17 protein-coding genes are annotated in these 18,562 nt (G+C 68.5%); 11 read left to right on the top strand and 6 right to left on the bottom strand.

Translation table 11 applies throughout. From position 1 onward, the window contains the following. The first annotated feature begins 151 nt into the window (after window positions 1–151). The 4 genes from OG905_RS15500 to OG905_RS15485 all read left to right on the top strand — a co-directional run bounded on the left by OG905_RS15500 (window position 152) and on the right by OG905_RS15485 (window position 3,996). The gene (locus OG905_RS15500; protein WP_443044071.1) at window positions 152–1,240 is read left to right on the top strand and encodes a sugar kinase; all 1,089 of its coding nucleotides are present in this window, start codon (window positions 152–154) and stop codon (window positions 1,238–1,240) included. Beyond that, window positions 1,237–2,016, top strand: coding sequence for an IclR family transcriptional regulator (locus OG905_RS15495; protein WP_328670041.1), 780 nt, complete (start codon window positions 1,237–1,239; stop codon window positions 2,014–2,016). The genes OG905_RS15500 and OG905_RS15495 overlap by 4 nt, the downstream gene beginning before the upstream one ends. Next, entirely contained in the window at window positions 2,013–2,423 is a 411-nt protein-coding gene (locus tag OG905_RS15490; RefSeq protein WP_328670039.1) for a RidA family protein, read from the top strand. The genes OG905_RS15495 and OG905_RS15490 overlap by 4 nt, the downstream gene beginning before the upstream one ends. Window positions 2,424–2,523: 100 nt before the next feature. Continuing rightward, window positions 2,524–3,996, top strand: coding sequence for a GntP family permease (locus OG905_RS15485; protein WP_328670037.1), 1,473 nt, complete (start codon window positions 2,524–2,526; stop codon window positions 3,994–3,996). An 84-nt stretch (window positions 3,997–4,080) separates the two neighbouring features. Here OG905_RS15485 and OG905_RS15480 read toward each other — a convergent pair whose 3' ends face one another. After that, window positions 4,081–5,409, bottom strand: coding sequence for a M14 family metallopeptidase (locus OG905_RS15480; protein WP_328670034.1), 1,329 nt, complete (start codon window positions 5,407–5,409; stop codon window positions 4,081–4,083). Window positions 5,410–5,731: 322 nt separating this feature from the next. On the opposite strand from OG905_RS15480, the gene OG905_RS15475 reads away from it, so the two are divergent. Beyond that, window positions 5,732–7,063, top strand: a complete 1,332-nt coding sequence (locus tag OG905_RS15475) for an Nramp family divalent metal transporter (protein ID WP_328670033.1) — start codon at window positions 5,732–5,734, stop codon at window positions 7,061–7,063. Window positions 7,064–7,076: 13 nt separating this feature from the next. Here OG905_RS15475 and OG905_RS15470 read toward each other — a convergent pair whose 3' ends face one another. The 5 genes from OG905_RS15470 to OG905_RS15450 all read right to left on the bottom strand — a co-directional run bounded on the left by OG905_RS15470 (window position 7,077) and on the right by OG905_RS15450 (window position 12,987). Continuing rightward, a complete protein-coding gene (locus tag OG905_RS15470) occupies window positions 7,077–8,372 on the bottom strand; it encodes a PQQ-like beta-propeller repeat protein (protein WP_328670032.1) in 1,296 nt (431 codons plus the stop codon). A 68-nt stretch (window positions 8,373–8,440) separates the two neighbouring features. Beyond that, window positions 8,441–10,066 carry a chitinase gene (locus OG905_RS15465; protein ID WP_328682363.1) on the bottom strand — a complete coding sequence of 542 codons (1,626 nt, stop codon included), beginning with the start codon at window positions 10,064–10,066 and terminating at the stop codon, window positions 8,441–8,443. Window positions 10,067–10,305: 239 nt separating this feature from the next. Beyond that, window positions 10,306–10,743, bottom strand: a complete 438-nt coding sequence (locus OG905_RS15460; RefSeq protein ID WP_328670031.1) for a hypothetical protein — start codon at window positions 10,741–10,743, stop codon at window positions 10,306–10,308. Beyond that, entirely contained in the window at window positions 10,740–11,282 is a 543-nt protein-coding gene (locus OG905_RS15455) for a hypothetical protein (protein WP_328670030.1), read from the bottom strand. Before OG905_RS15455 ends, OG905_RS15460 begins: the two co-directional genes overlap by 4 nt. Before the next feature lie 247 nt (window positions 11,283–11,529). After that, on the bottom strand, window positions 11,530–12,987 hold the full coding sequence (locus OG905_RS15450; RefSeq protein WP_328670029.1) for a hypothetical protein: 1,458 nt from the start codon (window positions 12,985–12,987) through the stop codon (window positions 11,530–11,532). Between the two features lie 406 nt (window positions 12,988–13,393). Between OG905_RS15450 and OG905_RS15445 the strand changes: the two genes are divergently transcribed. The 6 genes from OG905_RS15445 to OG905_RS15420 all read left to right on the top strand — a co-directional run bounded on the left by OG905_RS15445 (window position 13,394) and on the right by OG905_RS15420 (window position 18,553). Beyond that, window positions 13,394–14,272, top strand: a complete 879-nt coding sequence (locus OG905_RS15445; RefSeq protein WP_328670028.1) for a hypothetical protein — start codon at window positions 13,394–13,396, stop codon at window positions 14,270–14,272. A gap of 120 nt (window positions 14,273–14,392) precedes the next feature. Continuing rightward, window positions 14,393–15,106: a Flp pilus assembly protein CpaB gene (cpaB, locus tag OG905_RS15440; RefSeq protein ID WP_324977847.1), complete on the top strand. Its 714-nt coding sequence runs from the start codon at window positions 14,393–14,395 to the stop codon at window positions 15,104–15,106. 7 nt (window positions 15,107–15,113) lie between these two features. Next, the gene (locus OG905_RS15435) at window positions 15,114–16,409 is read left to right on the top strand and encodes an AAA family ATPase (protein WP_328670027.1); all 1,296 of its coding nucleotides are present in this window, start codon (window positions 15,114–15,116) and stop codon (window positions 16,407–16,409) included. After that, a complete protein-coding gene (locus tag OG905_RS15430; protein ID WP_328670026.1) occupies window positions 16,406–16,819 on the top strand; it encodes a TadE family protein in 414 nt (137 codons plus the stop codon). The genes OG905_RS15435 and OG905_RS15430 overlap by 4 nt, the downstream gene beginning before the upstream one ends. Before the next feature lie 4 nt (window positions 16,820–16,823). Then, the gene (locus OG905_RS15425) at window positions 16,824–17,186 is read left to right on the top strand and encodes a TadE/TadG family type IV pilus assembly protein (RefSeq protein WP_328670025.1); all 363 of its coding nucleotides are present in this window, start codon (window positions 16,824–16,826) and stop codon (window positions 17,184–17,186) included. Between the two features lie 29 nt (window positions 17,187–17,215). Continuing rightward, window positions 17,216–18,553: a CpaF family protein gene (locus tag OG905_RS15420; protein ID WP_328670024.1), complete on the top strand. Its 1,338-nt coding sequence runs from the start codon at window positions 17,216–17,218 to the stop codon at window positions 18,551–18,553. Window positions 18,554–18,562: the final 9 nt, after the last annotated feature.

Raw genomic sequence — 18,562 nt, 5'->3', positions numbered from 1 at the left:
GTGTTGCCCGGCGACCAACTCATGAGGAGTTTGAGGGATCGTGACCCCCGACGTGCCCGGACCTGTGGCCCCCGGACCCGTGGCCCCCGGACCCGTGGAACCCGGCTCGGTGGTACCCGGCTCGGTGGACATCGTCTGCCTCGGCGAGTCCATGGTCACGTTTCTGCCCACGGCGCCGGGCCGCCTCGCCGAAGTGCCGTCCTTCGTACGGGGCATCGGCGGAGCCGAGTCCAATGTGGCGTGCGGTCTCGCGGCGTCCGGCCACAGCGCGAAGTGGGTCGGCCGGGTGGGCGCGGACGGCTTCGGCGAGTACCTGGTGGCGGCGATGGCGTCGTACGGCGTCGACACGTCGGCGGTTCAGCGGGATCCGCTGCGGCCGACGGGGGTCTACTTCCGTACGGCGGGCGACCGCGCGTCGCACGGGCACGAAGTCCTCTACTACCGGGCGGGGTCCGCGGCGTCCGCGATGTCGCCGTCGACCGTGCGGTACGAGGACGTGTGGGCGGGGCGGATCCTGCATCTGTCCGGGATCACGGCGGCGCTGTCGGCGGACTGCCTCGCGCTGATGCGTGACCTGACGGCGCGGCGCGCGGGGCGTCCGCTGGTCTCGTTCGACGTCAACCACCGTCCCGGCCTGTGGGACGCGCACGCCGGTGCGTGCGTGCTGCTCGATCTGGCGCGGGGCGCGGACATCGTCTTCGTCGGCGAGGACGAGGCGGAAGCGGCGTGGGGGGTGCGGGGTGCGGACGCGATCCGGGAGGCGCTGCCGGAGCCGGAGGTGGTCGTGGTGAAGCGGGGGGCGCTGGGGGCGGTGGCGTACGGCCGCTGCGCGGGACCTTTCCCCACCCCGCCCTCCCCCAGACTCCGTCCGGGGGGACCCCCAAGCTCCCCGTATGCGACCTTCAGCGGCATGTCCTCAAACGCCGGACGGGCTGAAGAATCGGCCGCGCCCCGCGTCGACGTCGTCGCTCATGTCGGCGCCGGGGACGCCTTCGCCGCCGGTTTTCTCTCCGCCACCCTCCGCGGGCTGCCCGTTCACGACCGGCTGCGGCACGGGCATCTCATGGCCGCCGCCACCCTCACCGTCGCCGGGGACCTCGCCACCCCGCCCCCGCGGGCGTATGCCGACCGGCTTGTCGCACTCGACGAGCACGACTGGGGGAGACTGCGACTCGGCCCCGGCTGGACCGCGGCCGCGGAGCAGGGACCGCAGGACCCGCAGGAGGTACGTATCCCATGAGCCAGACCGTCGACCGTGCGCTGAGCATCCTCCCCTTGCTCGCCCAGGGACCCGCCGACCTAGGACAGGTCGCCGAACGCCTCGGCGTGCACAAGTCCACCGCCCTGCGGCTGCTGCGTACGCTCCACGAGCACGGACTCGTCTACCGCCAGCAGGACCAGCGCTACCGCCTCGGCGCCCGCCTCTTCGCCCTCGCCCAGGAAGCCGTCGAGAACCTCGACGTACGCGAGATCGCCCACCCCCATCTCGTCTCCCTCAACGAGCAGATCGGGCACACCGTCCACCTCGCCGTGTACGAGGAGAGCGAGGTCCTCTACATCGACAAGGTCGAGAGCCGCTATCCCGTCCGGATGTACTCGCGGATCGGCAAGCCCGTCGCGATCACGGTCGCCGCGGTGGCGAAACTGCTCCTCGCCGACCTTCCCGAGCCCGAGCGCCGTGCCCTCGCCCAGAAGCTCGACTACCCCATGTACACATCCCGTTCGATCCCGAACGCCGCCGCGTTCCTCAAGGAACTCGCCGTCGTACGCGAACAGGGATGGGCCACCGACCTCGGCGGCCACGAGGAGTCCATCAACTGCATCGGGGCCCCCATCCGAGGTGCGGACGGGCGTGTCGTCGCCGCCATGTCGGTCTCGGCGCCGAATGTCGTCGTCACCGCCGAGGAACTCCTCACCCTTCTCCCGCTGGTGCGCCGCACCGCCGACGCCATCAGCCGGGAGTACTCAGGTGCTGTGCCCGACTCAAAAACCGTCCCACCCAAGGAAGCTCCATGAGCGAGAAGATCGCGATCACGCCCGCCACCCACACCGCCCCGCCTGCGAAGTTCTCCCACGGCGTCAAGAAGGGCAACATCCTTCAGGTCGCCGGGCAGGTCGGCTTCCTGCCCGCCGTCGAGGGGGAGGCCCCCACCCCCGCGGGCCCGACCCTGCGTGAACAGACCCTCCAGACCCTCGCCAACGTCAAGGCGGTCCTCGAAGAGGGCGGCGCGAGCTGGGACGACGTGATGATGACGCGCGTCTACCTCACGGACACGGCCCACTTCGCCGAGATGAACGAGATCTACAACGCCTACTTCGAGGAGCAGGGCCTCAAGGCCCCCGCCTCCGCCCGTACGACGGTGTACGTCGGCCTGCCTGCCGGCCTCCTCATCGAGATCGACGCCCTGGCCGTCCTCGGCTGACCTTCGGTTGATCTTGTCCAACCCCCCATTGCAGGGGGCGGCGCTCTTCCCCGAAGCGCCGTCCCGCGGTCCTCCCTTGCCAAAAACAGGAGAACTCCCCATGCTCATCGCCGCTGACGCACCCCCACCGCCCCCGCCCCACACCGGAGGACTCCTCCTCCTCATCGACGGCACCGCCGGTCTGCTGACCGTCGCCGCCCTCGGTATCGCGCTGCTCCTCTTCCTCATCATCAAGGTCAGGCTGCAGCCGTTCGTCGCGCTGCTCGCCGTCTCCATAGCCGTCGGCCTCGCCGCGGGACTCTCCGTCACCGAACTCTTCGGCACCGTCCAGAAGTCCGCCGCCGTCTCGGTCATCGAGTCCGGCATGGGCGGCATCCTCGGACACGTGGCGATCATCATCGGTCTCGGCACCATGCTCGGCGCGATACTCGAAGTGTCCGGCGGCGCCGAGGTGCTGAGCTCCCGTCTGCTGCATCTCTTCGGCGAGAAGCGCGCCCCGCTCGCCATGGGCCTCACCGGCCTGATCTTCGGTATACCCGTCTTCTTCGACGTCGGCGTCTTCGTCCTCGCGCCGATCGTCTACGCGGCCGCCAAGCGCTCCGGCAGGTCCATCCTGTTGTACGCGATGCCCCTGCTGGCCGGTCTGTCGATGACCCACGCCTTCCTGCCGCCGCACCCGGGCCCGGTGGCCGCCGCCGGTCTGCTCCATGTCTCGCTCGGCTGGGTCATCCTGATGGGCATAGTCGTCGGCCTCCCGGCGGTCCTCGCCGCCTGGGGGTACGCCGCCTGGATCGGCAACCGCCTCTTCGTCGAGGTTCCGCAGGACATGGTGGAGGCCGGGGAGGACGCGAAGGCCGCCGTCGTCGCCGAGCAGAGGGCCGCGGGCCGCACGCCGCAGGAGCGCCCGGTCTCCCTCGGCACGGTGCTCACCATCATCGGTACGCCGCTGGTCCTGATCCTGGCCGCCACCTTCTCGTCCATCGCGCTGGATCCCTCCACCGCGCGCTCGGTCGTCGAGTTCTTCGGCAGCCCCTTCGTCGCCCTGACGATCGCGCTGCTGATGGCGTACTACTTGCTGGGCCTGCGCCGTGGCTGGTCCCGCAAGTCCCTGGAGACCGTGTCGACCTCCTCGCTCAAGCCCGTCGGCAACATCCTGCTCGTCGTCGGCGCGGGCGGCATCTTCGGAGCCGTACTGAAGGCCAGCGGCGTCGCCCAGGCGCTCTCCGACGTCTTCAACGACATCGGCCTGCCCGTCGTCGTGCTCGCCTATCTCATCTCGCTGGTGCTGCGCGTCGCGCAGGGTTCGGCGACGGTCGCGATCGTCACCACGGCAGGCATCGTGCTGCCGCTCGTCGAGAACGGCCACCACTCGCAGGCCTTCCTGGCGCTGGTCATCATGGCGATCTCGGCCGGTTCGATCTTCGCCTCGCACGTCAACGACGGGGGCTTTTGGATCGTGGCGAAATACTTCGGGATCTCGGAGCGGGACACGCTGAAGTCCTGGACCGTCCTGGAGTCGGTCCTGTCGGTCGCGGGCTTCGCGGTCGCGGCCGCGCTCAGTCTGGCGCTTTAGGTCGTCTCTTCAAAGTCCCGTCTGCCTGGCGGTACGGACACGAAAGGGCGCCCCGGACTCCCCGGGGCGCCCCTCAGTCGCCTATCAACTCGTGCAGTACTGCTGCTCCTTGCCGATCGAGCGGTACATGCAGTCGGAGTTCTCCAGCAGCTGGAGCACCGCGTCCCGGTTGCGGCTCGTCTCGCGTTCGATCACCTCGTCGGGCGGGTAGAAGCCGCCGCCGCCCGAGGACGGATACATCTCGAACGTGTAGCTGAAGATCTTCTGGCTGCCCCACAGCCAGTCGTCGATCGTGCCGTCGGTGATGTACAGATCGCTGGACTGCTCGGGCGTGTAGCCGTTGCTCGCGGCCATCTTCTTGCCGACGGCGGCGTACGCGTCCCGGTCGTCCTGGGTGAGCCCGGGCCCGGTGTCGTTGTAGGTGTAGCCGTACGGCCAGAGCACCAGCTCGCTGTACGTGTGGAAGTCGATGCCGGCCTTGATCTGCTGCTTGCCGCCGACGACCCGGCTGCGCACGAAGTCGGCGACGACCTTGACCTCGGGCGCGGACTCGGCGGCCGAGCCACGGTAGGTGTCGGAGGACTTGCTGCCGGAGGAGCCGCCGCAGCAGCCCCACTTGTAGGCCCAGTTGCGGTTGAGGTCCGTACCGACGTACGAGGAACCGGAGTTGGGCTGGCGGTTCTTGCGCCAGCTGCGGTACGAGCCGGTGGCGATGTCGTACTCGCCGCCGTCCGGGTTGAGGTCGGGCACGATCCAGATCTCGCGGCCGTTGACGGCGTTGGTGATCCGCGAGTCGCTGCCGTATCCCGCGCCGAGTTCGCGCACCAGATACAGCGCCATCTCGACGGTGAGGTGCTCGCGCGCGTGCTGATGGTGCGTGAAGAGCACTTCGGGCTCGGCTTCGTCGGTGCCCACATTGTCGCTGATCTTGATGGCGACGATGTCCCTGCCCTGGTACGACTTGCCGATGACGCGCTTGCTCATGATCGACGGATACTGCGCGATGCGCTGGTCGAGCTCGGTGCCCATCTCGGCGTAGTTGTGGTACTTGGAGTCGGCCCCGGGGAAGTCCATCGGGCGGACGGCCGTCCCGTCGCGGCGGTCGGGGACCTTGCCCACGGCCCGCAGCTTGTAGCCGAGGGACTTGAGCTTCGCGGCCTCCGTCGGGTCGGCGGAGACGATGACCACATGGCCGTCGGAGTCGTCGATGGTCACGCCCGTCCTGGCGAGCGCCGTGCGGGTGACCTTGTCGGCGTGGATGTCGATTTCGTACTGGCGGATGTCCTCGTCCGTCGAGACGGGGGGCGGCGCCGATGCGGTGGCGGTGCCGTTCGCGGTGAGTGGCGCGGCAAGTGCCACTGCCAGCAAGGCGGCGAGGGCCGCGGCCCTTTTGCCGCGGATGCGAAGTCGCATGCTGTCTCCTGGGTGTGGAGGTGGGGGGTTGATCAGTTGCGACGCATGTCGTGCGGGTGTGTGCGCACATGGTGGGGCTCTGGCATGACCCGGTCAAGGGGTGAACTTCGGCCAAACGGGTGAGGTGGCGGGCTCGGCCAGGGCGCGTGGGCACCGTTCATCTTGCACAGTCGCGCGGCGGGTTCGCGGTAGCGGCACGGGGCAGCAGGGGGACGCTCGTTGCACTCGCGGCAGGCGCAAAGACCCTCTTGCGCGATCTCCCGCACCCCGCTTTGGTGACCTCAGTCACAATCCTGGGACGAGCGGGAAGGCGGCCACGCACATGGCAGGCACCACCGAGCGCAGTACGACCGACGAGTCCATCTCCCGTCCGCGCAAGTCGAGTTGGAAGTACATCGGCCCGGGAATCGTGGTCGCCGCCACCGGAGTCGGCGCGGGCGATCTCGTCGCGACGCTCATCGCGGGCAGCAACTTCGGCTACACCCTCCTGTGGGCCGCCGTGATCGGCTGCGTCGTCAAAATCTCCCTCGCCGAGGCGGCCGGCCGCTGGCATCTGTCCACCGGCCGCACGCTCTTCGACGGCTGGGCGAGCCTGGGCCGCTGGACCACCTGGTTCTTCGTCGTCTACGTCGTCGTCTGGGGCTTCGTCTACGGGGCTGCCGCGATGTCGTCCAGCGGCCTCCCGCTCCAGGCGCTCTTCCCCGACGTCATGGGCCTCAAGTCGTGGGCGATGCTGACCGGCGTGGTCGGTCTGGTCTTCGTCTGGTTCAACAAGTACGACGTGTTCGAGAAGGTCATGACCGTCCTCGTCGGCGTGATGTTCGTGGTCACCGTCTATCTGGCGATCCGGGTCACCCCGAACCTCGGCGACGCCTTCGCGGGACTCCTGCCCGTCCTTCCCGATGAGAAGGACTCGATCCTCAACACCCTCGGCCTGATCGGCGGTGTCGGCGGCACCATCACCCTTGCGGCGTACGGCTACTGGGTCAACGCCAAGGGCTGGACCAACACCGGCTGGATGAAGGTGATGCGGCTCGACAACCGCGTCGCGTACCTCACCACCGGCATCTTCGTCGTCGCGATGCTGTTCGTCGGTGCTGAAATGCTGCACTCGGCGGACGTCGCCATCGCGAGCGGCGACAAGGGGCTCATCCAGCTCAGCGACATCCTGGAGGCGGAGTACGGCGGCGCCACCGCCAAGCTCTTCCTGGTGGGCTTCTTCGCCACGTCCTTCACCTCGCTGATCGGCGTCTGGCACGGCGTCAGCCTGATGTTCGCGGACTTCGTCGAGCGCTACCGCAGGGACAGGGCGGTGGGCGCCGAGGACACCGAGCTCAGCGGCGAGGCCGTGGCCGCGGGCAAGCGCGAGAGGTCGGTCCCGTTCCGGGCGTATCTGCTGTGGCTGACGTTCCCGCCGATGATCCTGCTCTTCCAGGGCCAGCCGTTCCGGCTCGTGATCATCTACGGAGTGCTGGGCGCGGCCTTCATGCCGTTCCTGGCGCTGACCCTGGTCTGGCTGCTCAACTCCGGCCGCACGCCCAGTCAATGGCGAAACGGCATCCTGAGCAACGCCATGCTGGTCGTCGCCGGGCTGCTCTTCCTGGTGCTGTGTATCAAGCAGATCGCCGACCAGCCGTGGTCGGAGTTCTTCTGAGGCCGGGCCGGTGTCAGAGGCGTACGGCCCGGACGCCCTCGGTGTTCGGGCCGTACAGCATTCCGTCCCGCACCACCGGGTCGTCCGCCAGCGCCCCGTCGCACGCGAGCCGCCACCGCGGCTCACCGGTGGCGATGTCGTACGCCCACCAGGCGGTGTCATGGCCGACGAGGGCGAGGCGCCCGGACGGGACCGGAAGTGTCCACGACGGCTGTTCGCGGTCCTGGCGCCACAGTGCCTTGCCCGTCCGGGCGGAGTGGGCGAGGACATAGCCGGGGCGGTCGTCCCCCAGCTGCCTGCCGTCCTCGCCGTGGTAGCTGTCGCCGGACGAGAGCAGGATCGTGCCGCCGTACGGAACGACCTCGTCCCGCGCGTACGGGGCGGTCGTCGCCGTCCAGGTCCGGCGGCCGTCGGCGGCGCTGTGCGCGTGCAGCCGGCCGCGGCCGTCGTGGAGGTAGAGGGCCCTGCCGTCCGGGGCCGCGGTGATCGTGCCGTCCAGGGCGGGGACGTCCCAGCGCGGGGCGCCGCCCGCCGCGTCGTAGGCGTACAGGTGGGTGTTTCCCTTGGGGCCCGAGACAAGATGGACGGTGTCGGGCCCCAGCGCGAAGGCCGGGGCCTCGGCGCCCCTGGCGCCCGGCAGGCGCCAGCGTTCTCGGCCTGTCGCGGGATCGCAGGCCGCCACGCCGTCCGGCGTGCTCCGGAAGAGAACGCCGCGCTTCGGGTCGGGTGTGAAGAGCCAGGACATGTCCGTGCGCCACAGGACCCGGCCGCTTGCCGTGTCGATGCCGCACAGCACTCCCGGCTCCAGCACCCGGCCGTCCTCGTCGCTCCGCGCGCGCAGCTGTACGCACAGCACACTGCCGAGCACGAACGGCCGGTCGGGCTCGCCCTCCTCCGCCAGCGGCCCGGCTCGCCACAGCCGCTTGCCGTCGGACGCGCGGTAGGCGTGGACGAGCCCGTCCTGACTGACCCGGAAGACCGTGCCGTCCAAGACCGCGACCATGTCGGGTTCGGTCCCGGTCGAGGTGCCGCCCTTCGCGCTCCAGCGGGTGTCGCCGGTCCTGGCGTCCAGGGCGTACAGCAGATCGGGTCCGACGGTGGGGACATAGACCGTGCCGCCGTCGACCGTGAGTTCGCCGTAGACGCTGCCGTCGAAGGTCCAGGCCGCGTCCCGCTTCTTCGGACCGTCCTCCTCCTCGGCGGTGCACGCGCCCGCGAGGCCGGCCGCGCCCGCCAGCCCCAGCACTCCCAGCGAGCCGCGCAGCACGGTGCGGCGGCTGATACCCGGTACGTCCCCCGTCGCGTTCACGGACGCAACGTACAACAGCGCCACCGGGGGAGCGGCGGCGCTGCTGTCTCAGGGTGTGGGGCTGAGAGCTACGGGAGGCCGTGCACGTGCGGGCCGACCGCGTTCGACCAGGCGTTGCCGGACTTCGCGTCCCAGTTGGTGGACCAGGTCATCGCACCGCGCAGCGACGGATAGGTCTTCGACGGCTTGAACGATCCGCAGTTGGTGCCCCGGGCGAGGCAGTCCAGCGCGTTGTTCACGATCGTCGGCGACACGTAGCCGCTGCCCGCGCCGCTGGTCGAAGCGGGCAGACCGAGTCCCACCTGGGCCGGGGTGAGGCCGCCCTCCAGCTGGATGCAGGCGAGCGCGGTGAGGAAGTCGACCGAGCCCTGCGAGTAGACCTTGCCGTCGCAGCCGAGCATCGAACCGCTGTTGTAGTACTGCATGTTGACGACGGTCAGGATGTCCTTGATGTTGAGCGCCGTCTTGAAGTACTCGTTCGACGTCGACTGCATGTCGATGGTCTGCGGCGCCATCGTGATGACGAGCTTGGAGCCCGCCTTCGAGGAGAGTGACCTGAGCGCCTGGGTCATATAGGTGGAGTTGAGGCCGTTCTCCAGGTCGATGTCGACGCCGTCGAAGCCGTACGTCTGCATCATCGAGTAGACGGAGTTGGCGAAGTTCGCCGCCGAGGCGGAGTCATTGATGCTGACGGTGCCGTTCTGGCCGCCGATCGAGATGATCACGGACTTGCCGGCCGCCTGCTTGGCCTTGATGTCGGCCTTGAACTGGTCGACGGTGTAGCCGCCGAGCCCGGCCGAGTCGAGGTTGAAGGTGACACCACCGGGTGTGCCGGTCGCGTCGGCGAAGGAGACCGCGATGATGTCGTAGTTGGCGGGCACGTCGCTGATCTTCTGGACGGTGGCGCCGTTGTTGAAGTTCTGCCAGTAGCCGGTCACCGCGTGCTTGGGCACCGTGCCGCCCCCGCCGCCGCCCGATGCGGAGGTGGTGCCGGTCACCGCTGCGGACTTCGCGGACTCACCGGCCGCGTTGGTCGCGGTCACCTGGAACTGGTACGAGGTGGAGGCACTCAGCCCCGTCGCGGTCGCCGAGGCGCCGCTGACCGACTGCACCTTGGTGCCGTTCTGGTAGAGGTTGTAACCCGTCGTGCCCGTCACCGCGTTCCAGGACAGTGCCACGGAGGACGAGGTCACGGAGCCCACCGCGAGTCCGGCCGGGGTGGCCGGCACGGTCGGCGAGGGGTCGCCGCCACCGCCGCCGTCCGGGCCGAAGACGCTCACATCATCGGCGTAGTAGGGGGCCTGCCCGTACCAGCCGTGCGTGTAGACCGTCACGGAGGTGGTGCTCGCGCCGGTCGTGAAGGTGGTGGACAGCTGCTTCCAGCCGGACGAGTCCGGCGTCCAGGTGGAGACGTCCGTGGCGCCGGTCCCGCTCGCGCCGAGGTAGGTGTACCCGCCCTGCACCCACGCGCTGAGCGTGTACGTCGAGCTGGGCTTCACCGCCACGGTCTGGGTGCACTTGGCGTTGTCCTGCCCGGCGGGAGTCCCCTTGAGCGCGGAGGCGCCGCCGTGGACGGGCGAGGCGACATTGCTCCCGCTGCCCGCGGAACAGGTCCAGTTGGCGAGCCCGGACTCGAAGCCTGCGTTCTTGGCGACATTGACGTCGGCGGCCTGCGCGGTCCCCGTGATGCCCATGAGGGTGAGGCCGGTCCCGACAGCGAGTGCGAGCACTGAGCCGAGCCATCTTCGGGAGGGGCGTCTCCGAGAGCGTGAGGTGCGGTCCACTTGCTGCCTCCGGTGGGGGAGTTGGGGGTGTGGAGGGGGTTACGGAACGGTGGCCACCGCTGGGCGTACAAACTGGTCCAGACCAATCGGGTTGTCAAGACCTGTGGCAGCGATTCGTATACACACACCCGTGCCGCACGGCCACGCGCTCAGGTCTCGTCCTGCAGCCGGTCCGCGGTGTACCCCGCAACGCACCCCACCACCAGTACCGCGTTGGACAGCAGCACCCCCTCCGCCGCCAACTCCCGCCACTGCACAGCCATGTTGAGCGCCTGCGCCACGACCGGCACCGCGAACGCCGCCGTCAGATGCCCGGGCACCGACTCCCGGAACGGCTCGCGGTGGATCCGCGCCGCAGCCCAGGCGGCCAGCGCGACGCACACCGCGTTCGGCAGATGGATCAGCAGCAGCCGGCCGCCGAAACCCTCCATGCGCGGCCCCGTCGCCAGGAGGTCGTAGACGAGCGCGGCCTGCAGATACTCGCTGAAGAGGAGGACGACGACACCGGCCGCCCAGGCCCGTACGAGCGCGAGCAGCGCCGCACCCCGCCGCTCGGGGTGCGCCCCCTGGTAGCCGTACCGCGTCATCGCTTCATGACCGTGATCGAGTCGATGATCCGCTTCAGATCGCCGTCCGCGAGCCGCCCTTCGGCCGCGTCGATCCGTACGGCGTACGCCGTGTCCCGCGCGTCCAGACCGGCCACGATCACACCCCTGATCCGCGTCCCCTGCTGCGTGAACTCGAAGTCGACCCGGCGCGCCTCCTCCTCGCCCTTCGGCCCCCTGACCCGGATCTCCCGCTGCCCCTGGAGCTTCGAACCGAGCGCGATGCCCGCCTCTGCGGCGATCGCGGCCTCCTCGGCGGAGTCGGCCTCGGTGAAGTCCAGCTGAACGGTGATCATGCCGACGGCCTTGCCGCCCGCGGCGAGGGTGGCCGCCGCCGCGTTGTGCTTGCTCCGCTGTGCGTCGCTCTGCGGTACGAAGGCGGGCGGATGGGCGACGGTGACGGCGGGCGTGCGCAGGGTGCCCCACCCTTCGGGCGCCTGGCCGACCGTGTCCGTACCGCATCCGGCGGCCAGCAGGACGGCCGCTGTCAGCCAGGCGCCCGCCCTAGGGAGTGTCTTCAAAGTCCCTCCCCCAGAGCTTCGCCTGGGAGGTACCCCCACCTGGCGACGTCTGGCACGCACGCTCGCTGCGTTGTCGTCAGTCGCCGACGCTCCGCGTGGGCTCTTTCCTCCGCCTTGCGATCGCACGCACCAGACGCCGTCAGGCCCGCCCTTCGGGCGGACGACGCTACTTTGAAGACACTCCCTAGGGGGTGTTCGGCCCCTGGTCTTCCTCTTCACCGTGTGTCCTCCCTCGCCCCTCGGCCGGTCAGTTCGCGCAGTAGCTGTACGGCACATAGTTGCGGCCATTCCCATGGGGTGCGCCCAGGAACTCGGCGGCATTGAGGGTCTCCTCCTTCTTCTCGGTGGAGACCGAGAAACCGAGGCTCAGCCCCAGATTCAGCTCGAAGCCGTACTCCGCCGCCTCCGTCTTTCCGGTGTAGGTCGTCCTGCTGGACTGCCCCTCGTCGAAGAGCAACTGCCCGAAGGGGTCGTCGGCACCCGGCCGCCGGGTAGGAGCATGGTCGTTGAACATATAGGCGAAGGGCGCGCCGCACTGCCCGCTCCCGTCCAGCCAGTCCTGCGCGATCTTCCGCCCGGCATCGCCCTCGGCGCCCGGCGGGAAGGCGAGCGAGTTGCTCACGATCTCGATCCCGGTGTCCGCGTCGCCGCCTTTCTCCCCGGCGTTGCCGCCGCGCTTGTCCTTACCCGACTTGCCGTTGTCGCCCCCGACCTTGACCCCGTCCTTGGTCGAACCCTTCTCGACGGTGCGGGTCATGTCGATACGCACCAGCTTGCCGGTCTCCTTGTCATGGGTGACGGTGATGGTCCCGGTCTGCGTGGTCGACGCGGACGCCTCCCCGCTGAGCGGCCCGGCCTCGTACCCGACCTTGGTCCCGTACTCGATCGACGCGCTGTACGTGTACGACTTGGTGCCGTTGAAGTCGTTGTCGGTCCACGTCGCCTCGGGTGTGAACTTGAACGAGCCTCCGAGGGTGGCGCCGAGCTTCTTCTCGTCCCCGGCGGAAATCTTCAGCCCGCCCGCGGCGGAGGTTTCGAGGGCGACCTTGCCGTAACTGATGTGGCGGTTGCCGAGCTTCTCCTCGATGCGCTTGCGCAGCTTCTCCTCCTCGGCGAGGGGCCCCTTGCCGAAGAGGTAGAGGATGCCGCTGCCGAGCCCGCCGCCCTGGGAGTTGGCGTGCCGGTTGGCGAGCTCGTACGTCTTGAGCGACTCCAGATCGTCCCGGAAGGCCGCGGCATCCGCCTCACTGTCGAAGACCCAGGTGTCCCCGTTGGTGACCTTGATCCCGGCCCCGAGCTCGACCTTGTCGGAGCCGAACCTGCCGACCTTGGCCCCGGGCTTCCAGTCCTTCTTGGCGGCGACGGACGCGGCATCGGTGAAGGTCATCATGACCCGCTGGTCACGGTCGTCGACGGCGCCGTCGCCGTTGACGTCGGAGTTGGCCTTGAACGTCTGCTGCTGGAAGCCGTACTCCTCGCCCCATTCGATGAAGAGGACTTTGGCCTTGGCGCCGGCCTTGTCGGTGATGGAGGAGATCTGGCAGAGAGGGGGTTCGTAGTCGGCGTCGGTTTTGGGGGTGGCGCGGGGGTTCTCCCCGGTGCCGCACGGGCCGCCGGAGATCACGCAGATGATCTTGTCGCCGATCATCCGGCCCACGTCCAGCGTCGTCACCGCGGCGATGACGGCGATGAGGACAACCAGCATTCCGATGTACTCAACGGCTGTGGTGCCCCTGTCGCGCGCAGGGTTCCGCGCCCGGCGTCCTCTCGTCCGGCTCATCCGCCGTCCCCCTCGGTGGCCGTGCCTCTCGTACAAGGAATCGGAAGTGGAGCGTACGAAGGGGGGCACCGGGCTGGCTTGGGCCCGGAGACCCAACGCGGACCCAAAACGGACCAGGGCCCTGGCGAATTCACTCCCCTGAAACGAGAGTGAACCTCTGACGCCTTCGCCCGTTTTCGCCTGTGCGGAGCGTGTGCGCGTTGTGGCCCAGAGATCTCAAAGGTGTTCTCTGCCTCGTAGGACGTGGATAAAGTGCTGGGGCAGAAGCACGGAGCAGTAGGTATCTGCGGTCGCCGGGGCCCCGGCGTCCGGGGCTGAACGGGGAACCAGCGTGCCCACCGCGATAGCTGTCACCAGCGCCGATCTGGTGCTGCCGCCCACCGACCACCAGACGCCCACCGCGGCACTGCTCCACTCGCCCGATGCCCAGCCCCTGGACGCCGCGCTCGCCGACATGAGCGTCCTGCTGGAGCAGCACGGCTCTGTGATCGTGTTGTACCCCTCGACCATCCCCTCGGCCCACGAGCGCCGACTGCACACGGTGCGGTCGGTCCTGGAGAGCGACCGGATCGCCTGTCTGAAGCTGGATCTGCCACCGCTGGGTGTGGCTGTACTCGTGCGCCAGTTACGGCAGTTGTCGATCTGCGACTTCAGCGCGGGTGTGGTGGCCTCCGCCGCCCGGCTGCTCTCCCATTACATCTATGCGGGGGCGCTGCTGAACTCCGTGACCAGGCTGGACCGCGTTCCGGTGAGCCTGAAGTCCCACGCCAAGTCCTGGGTCCCCGGTTCCCAGTTCGGTGTGCTGGCGAACCCGAATCCTCAACTGATCAAAATTGGCTCCGGTGAGCTGTCCGGCCCCGAGTTCGGCACGCAACTGCTGGTCGCGAAAGGACAGTTGCAGAGCGAGTGGGTGAGCTCGGCACTCGCTCCCGCCTGGCAGGTGCAGGGCCTGCAGGTAACCGCGCTTCCTGCTGATTCCCCCCGCTGGTGGGGCACGTCCAGACTGGTCGAATTCGCTGCCTATCTGCCTGATATCTCCGTGCTCTACCAGCTGGTTTCGTCCGTACGGCGAGAGGTGTGCACCTGGTGCGGAAGAGAACTCATCGGTGATCGCTGCGGCTTCTGCTCCGCACCGCTCGCCCCGCCCGAGAACCAAACGCACACGACCGGTGTCCTGAACCAAGGGGCCCCGATGCGTCAGGGTTCGTAACCGGCCTTCGGGCCGCTCCCCGGAGGTTCCACCTCACCGGCCCAGCCGCAGCAGCTCAGGTACGTGCACAGTTCCGACTCTGTCCGCTCCTCAACGCTCCTGAACGAGGTTGTCCCGCCCATGAATTCACGTCAGCGCCGTGGCGTCATACTTCTGCTCCTGTCGGTTCTCTGCGCCTTCGGTGTGTTCGCCGGTGTCCTGTCCGTCATCAGTGACGTGAATTCAAAGGTGGGGCCCGAGGTCGCGGCGTACCGGATCAAGACCGATGTGGCGCCCTACACGGCCCTGGATCCTGGGCAGTTCGAGAAGATTTCGATGCCCAAGCGCTGGCTGTCGCAGAATGCCGTCACCGATCTGTCCGTGGTCAAGGGCAAGATCGCCGTCACGCAGCTCAAGAAGGGCTCGCTGCTGCAGGACGACATGATGGTGAAGAAGCCCGCGGTCGGCAATGGTGAGCAGGAGATCGCCATCATGATCGACGCGGCCACGGGTGTGGCAGGAAAGATCACACCTGGCTCTCTGGTCAATATCTTCGCCACCTTCGCCGGCAAGAAAGAGGGCGAGACGGACCAGTCGCGCATCATCGTGCCCAACGCCAAGGTCATCGACGTCGGCCGGATCACCGCACTGCAGCCGGACAAGAACGACCGGGGCAGCGGACTCACCCAGGCCGTGCCCATCACCTTCGCCCTCAACACCACGGACGCCCAGCGCCTCGCCTACGCGGAGTCCTTCGCCGAGCACGTCCGGCTGGCCCTCCTCGGCAACTCCAGCCCCACCACACTGCGCCCGGGGGACAGCACCTACACCCTCGACGAAGACAAGAACAAGTGAGGGCTGCATGACCACGCGAATCATCCCGGCAGTCGGCGACGCCGACGCAGCACGGTCCATCACCACCCTGCTGAGCCAGCTCCCCGACGCGGAGCCGGCCAGCCCGGTGGGCGACTCGACCACGCTCCTCGACACCCTGGCGCGGCTGGCCGGAGAGTCGATCGACGAGCTGCCGGAAGTCGTCCTGGTCCACGAGCGGATCGGACCGGTACCGGCGCTCGAGGTCATCCGGGAAGTGGCCCTGCGTTTCCCGGCGGTCGGCGTCGTGCTCATCACCTCCGACGCCAGCCCCGGGCTGTTCTCGGCCGCCATGGACTCGGGTGCGCGGGGTCTGATCGGACTGCCGCTGAGTTACGAGGAGCTGGTCACCCGGGTCCAGGCGGCGGCCGGCTGGTCCGTCGGAGTGCGCCGCCACCTCGGCCAGGGCGCCGAGGTCTTCTCCGGTCCCGGCGGCACGGTCGTGGCCGTCGCGGGCGGCAAAGGCGGCGTGGGCACCACGCTGACCGCGGTCCAACTGGCCCTGGCCGCACAGGCATCCGGCCGGCACACGGCGCTGGTGGACATGGATCTGCAGGCGGGCGACATCGCCTCGTATCTGGACGTGCAGTTCCGACGCTCGATCGTGGATCTCGCGGGTATCCAGGACATCTCGCCGCGGGTCCTCCAGGACGTGGTCTTCCATCATGAAAGCGGCCTCGGTCTGCTGCTCGCCCCGGGTGAGGGAGAGCGCGGTGAGGAGGTCACCGACCGGGTGGCGCGGCAGGTCGTCAGCGCTCTGCGCCAGCGCTATCAGGTCGTGGTCGTCGACTGTGGTTCGCAGATGAGCAGCGCCAACGCCACCGCCATCGAGATGGCGGAAAAGGCAGTTCTGGTGACCACCCCGGACGTGGTCGCGGTGCGCGGGGCCAAACGCATGGTCCGGCTCTGGGACCGGCTGCAGATCCGCAAGGCCGAGGAGACGGTCACCGTGGTCAACCGCCACATGCGCAATACGGAAATCCAGCCGCCGCTGATCGAGCGGATCACCGGCACCCGGGTGGCGCGGATCGCCGTCCCGTCGAACTTCAAGGAGCTCCAGGGCGCTGTCGATGCCGGGCGCATGCAGGACCTGGAGGCCAAGAGCACCGTCAAGCAGGCGCTGTGGGGCCTGGCCGGAGAGCTCGGCCTGGTGACGACGGCGGAGAACGAGGGCAGGACCAGGAGCAAGGGCGGACGCACCGCGAACGACCGGGGGTCAATCGCCTTCGGACGCCGTACACGTGGCGAAGCATCGAAGGACGGGAAGTGGGGGGCAGGGGGATGAGACACAGATGGACCGATCGGGGCCGTCCGGACGGCGAACGCGACAGGGGCCAGATCGCGGTCGAGTTCGTCGGCATGCTGCCGATCATTCTCCTCACGTGTGTACTGCTCTGGCAGGCCGTGCTCTTCGGCTACGCCTACACCCTGGCGGGCAACGGCGCCGACCGGGCCGCACACGACGCGGCCGTGAACTACTTGCGGCCGGAACAGGACGCGCGGTGCCAGGAGGGCGCACGCCGGGGAGTGGCCGATCCGGACTACGACTTCAGCGCCGACTGCAGCGCGGACCTCGGGCACAACTCGATGCGGGCGAGCGTCGGTGTGAAGGTGCCCGTCCTCATACCCGGCCTGACCGACTACTCGTTCGGCACGGTGACCGGCAAGGCCAGTTCGCCGCTGGAGGAGGACTGAACCGATGACCAGGCGCAGAGAAGACAAGGGCGCGACCGCGGTCGAGTACATCGGATTCCTGCCGATCCTGATTCTCATCGGGATCTGCCTGGTCCAGTTCGGTCTGGCCGCCTACGCCATGCAGCAGGCGGGCACGGCCGCTCGCACGGCGGCCCGTATCAGTTCGCAGAGCAACGACGATGCCGCCGCCAAGGCGGCCGGTGAGGCGGCCGTCAGCGATCTCATCAAGTCGGGCACCCGCGTTGACATGAGCGGTTCTGCCGAGGACGCCGAGGCGACGGCCACCGTCGACATCCCCTCGGTCATCCCCGGGTTCAGCTTCGACCCGGTGAAGCGTACGTCCACCATGCCGCGCACCGACGAATAGACCGGCCGAGCAAAAGAGTTGGAGAACCGATGAGCCTTCTGGAGCGCCGAGGCGCCCCCGAGGAGAACGGCGGGAACCGTGAAGACGGTCATCTCGTCGCGACCTACCGGGCGAAGCTGCTTCAGGAGATCGACCTCGCGGAGATGTCGGCGCTGGCCGCGGTGGAGCGCCGCGTCCGCCTGGAGCGTGTACTGGGCCACATCATCAGCCGGGAAGGCCCCGTCCTCTCCACCGTCGAGCGCGCCCAGCTGATCCGGCGCGTCGTCGACGAAGCGCTCGGGCTCGGCATCCTCGAACCTCTGCTGGAGGACGCGTCCGTCTCCGAGATCATGGTCAACGGCCCGGATCAGATCTTCGTGGAGCGCGGTGGCCGGGTCGAGCAACTGTCGATGCGCTTTGCCTCCAACGACCAGTTGATGCAGACCATCGAGCGCATCGTCTCCACGGTCAACCGCCGGGTGGACGAGTCGAATCCGATGGTCGACGCCCGGCTCCCCAGCGGCGAGCGGGTCAACGTGATCATTCCTCCGCTGTCGCTGACGGGCGCCATTCTCACCATCCGCCGCTTTCCCAGGGCCTTCACGCTGCGCGAGCTGATCGGCCTGGAATCGCTCGACGAGCCCATGCTCTATCTGCTCTCGGCGCTGGTGCAGTCCAAGATGAACATCATCGTGTCCGGCGCCACCGGCACCGGAAAGACGACCCTGCTCAACGCCCTCTCCGGACTGATCCCGGAAGGCGAGCGCGTGATCACCATCGAGGACTCGGCCGAGCTGCAGCTGCAGCAGTCGCATGTGATCCGACTGGAGTCCCGCCCTCCGAACGTCGAGGGCAAGGGACGGATCACCATTCGCGACCTGGTACGCAACTCGCTGCGCATGCGCCCGGACCGCATCATCGTCGGTGAGGTCCGTGGCGGTGAAACGCTTGACATGCTCCAGGCAATGTCGACCGGTCACGACGGTTCACTCGCCACCGTTCACGCCAACAGCGCCGAGGACGCGCTGATGCGACTGCAGACCCTCGCCTCGATGTCCGAGGTGGAGGTCCCCTTCGCGGCCCTGCAGGACCAGATCAACTCCGCCGTCGATGTCATCGTCCAGCTCACCCGCCATGCCGACGGCTCCAGGAAGATCACCGAGATCGCGGTCCTCGACTCGCACGGGCGCGAGCCTTTCAAGATCGTCTCTGTGTGCCGCTTCCTGTCCCGGCCGATGGGAGCCGACGGGAAGATCTACGGGCAGTTCGAGTACTACCCGCTGCCCCGCCGCGTCGCCGACCGCTTCTACATGACCGGCCAGCCCGTCCCGCAAGCCTTCGGTATCGCACAGTCCGACGAACAACTCGCCTCCAGAGAAGCCAAGTAGCGAGTAGGT

It is taken from the genome of Streptomyces sp. NBC_00322 (assembly GCF_036147535.1).
In the GTDB taxonomy this organism is placed as follows: Bacteria; Actinomycetota; Actinomycetes; order Streptomycetales; family Streptomycetaceae; genus Streptomyces.
The sequence above is the reverse complement of the archived record's forward strand: the minus strand, read 5'-3'. Positions and strand labels throughout refer to the sequence as shown.

What these genes read in the sequence shown, in the direction of transcription:
- OG905_RS15485 (WP_328670037.1), top strand. Translation starts at nt 2,524, where the DNA reads ATGCTCATCGCCGCTGACGCACCCCCACCGCCCCCGCCCCACACCGGA.
- OG905_RS15475 (WP_328670033.1), top strand. Translation starts at nt 5,732, where the DNA reads ATGGCAGGCACCACCGAGCGCAGTACGACCGACGAGTCCATCTCCCGT.
- OG905_RS15425 (WP_328670025.1), top strand. Translation starts at nt 16,824, where the DNA reads ATGACCAGGCGCAGAGAAGACAAGGGCGCGACCGCGGTCGAGTACATC.
- OG905_RS15450 (WP_328670029.1), bottom strand. Translation starts at nt 12,987, where the DNA reads ATGCTGGTTGTCCTCATCGCCGTCATCGCCGCGGTGACGACGCTGGAC.
- OG905_RS15420 (WP_328670024.1), top strand. Translation starts at nt 17,216, where the DNA reads ATGAGCCTTCTGGAGCGCCGAGGCGCCCCCGAGGAGAACGGCGGGAAC.
- OG905_RS15495 (WP_328670041.1), top strand. Translation starts at nt 1,237, where the DNA reads ATGAGCCAGACCGTCGACCGTGCGCTGAGCATCCTCCCCTTGCTCGCC.
- OG905_RS15460 (WP_328670031.1), bottom strand. Translation starts at nt 10,743, where the DNA reads ATGACGCGGTACGGCTACCAGGGGGCGCACCCCGAGCGGCGGGGTGCG.
- OG905_RS15490 (WP_328670039.1), top strand. Translation starts at nt 2,013, where the DNA reads ATGAGCGAGAAGATCGCGATCACGCCCGCCACCCACACCGCCCCGCCT.
- OG905_RS15435 (WP_328670027.1), top strand. Translation starts at nt 15,114, where the DNA reads ATGACCACGCGAATCATCCCGGCAGTCGGCGACGCCGACGCAGCACGG.
- OG905_RS15430 (WP_328670026.1), top strand. Translation starts at nt 16,406, where the DNA reads ATGAGACACAGATGGACCGATCGGGGCCGTCCGGACGGCGAACGCGAC.
- OG905_RS15465 (WP_328682363.1), bottom strand. Translation starts at nt 10,066, where the DNA reads ATGGGCATCACGGGGACCGCGCAGGCCGCCGACGTCAATGTCGCCAAG.
- OG905_RS15480 (WP_328670034.1), bottom strand. Translation starts at nt 5,409, where the DNA reads ATGCGACTTCGCATCCGCGGCAAAAGGGCCGCGGCCCTCGCCGCCTTG.
- cpaB (WP_324977847.1), top strand. Translation starts at nt 14,393, where the DNA reads ATGAATTCACGTCAGCGCCGTGGCGTCATACTTCTGCTCCTGTCGGTT.
- OG905_RS15500 (WP_443044071.1), top strand. Translation starts at nt 152, where the DNA reads ATGGTCACGTTTCTGCCCACGGCGCCGGGCCGCCTCGCCGAAGTGCCG.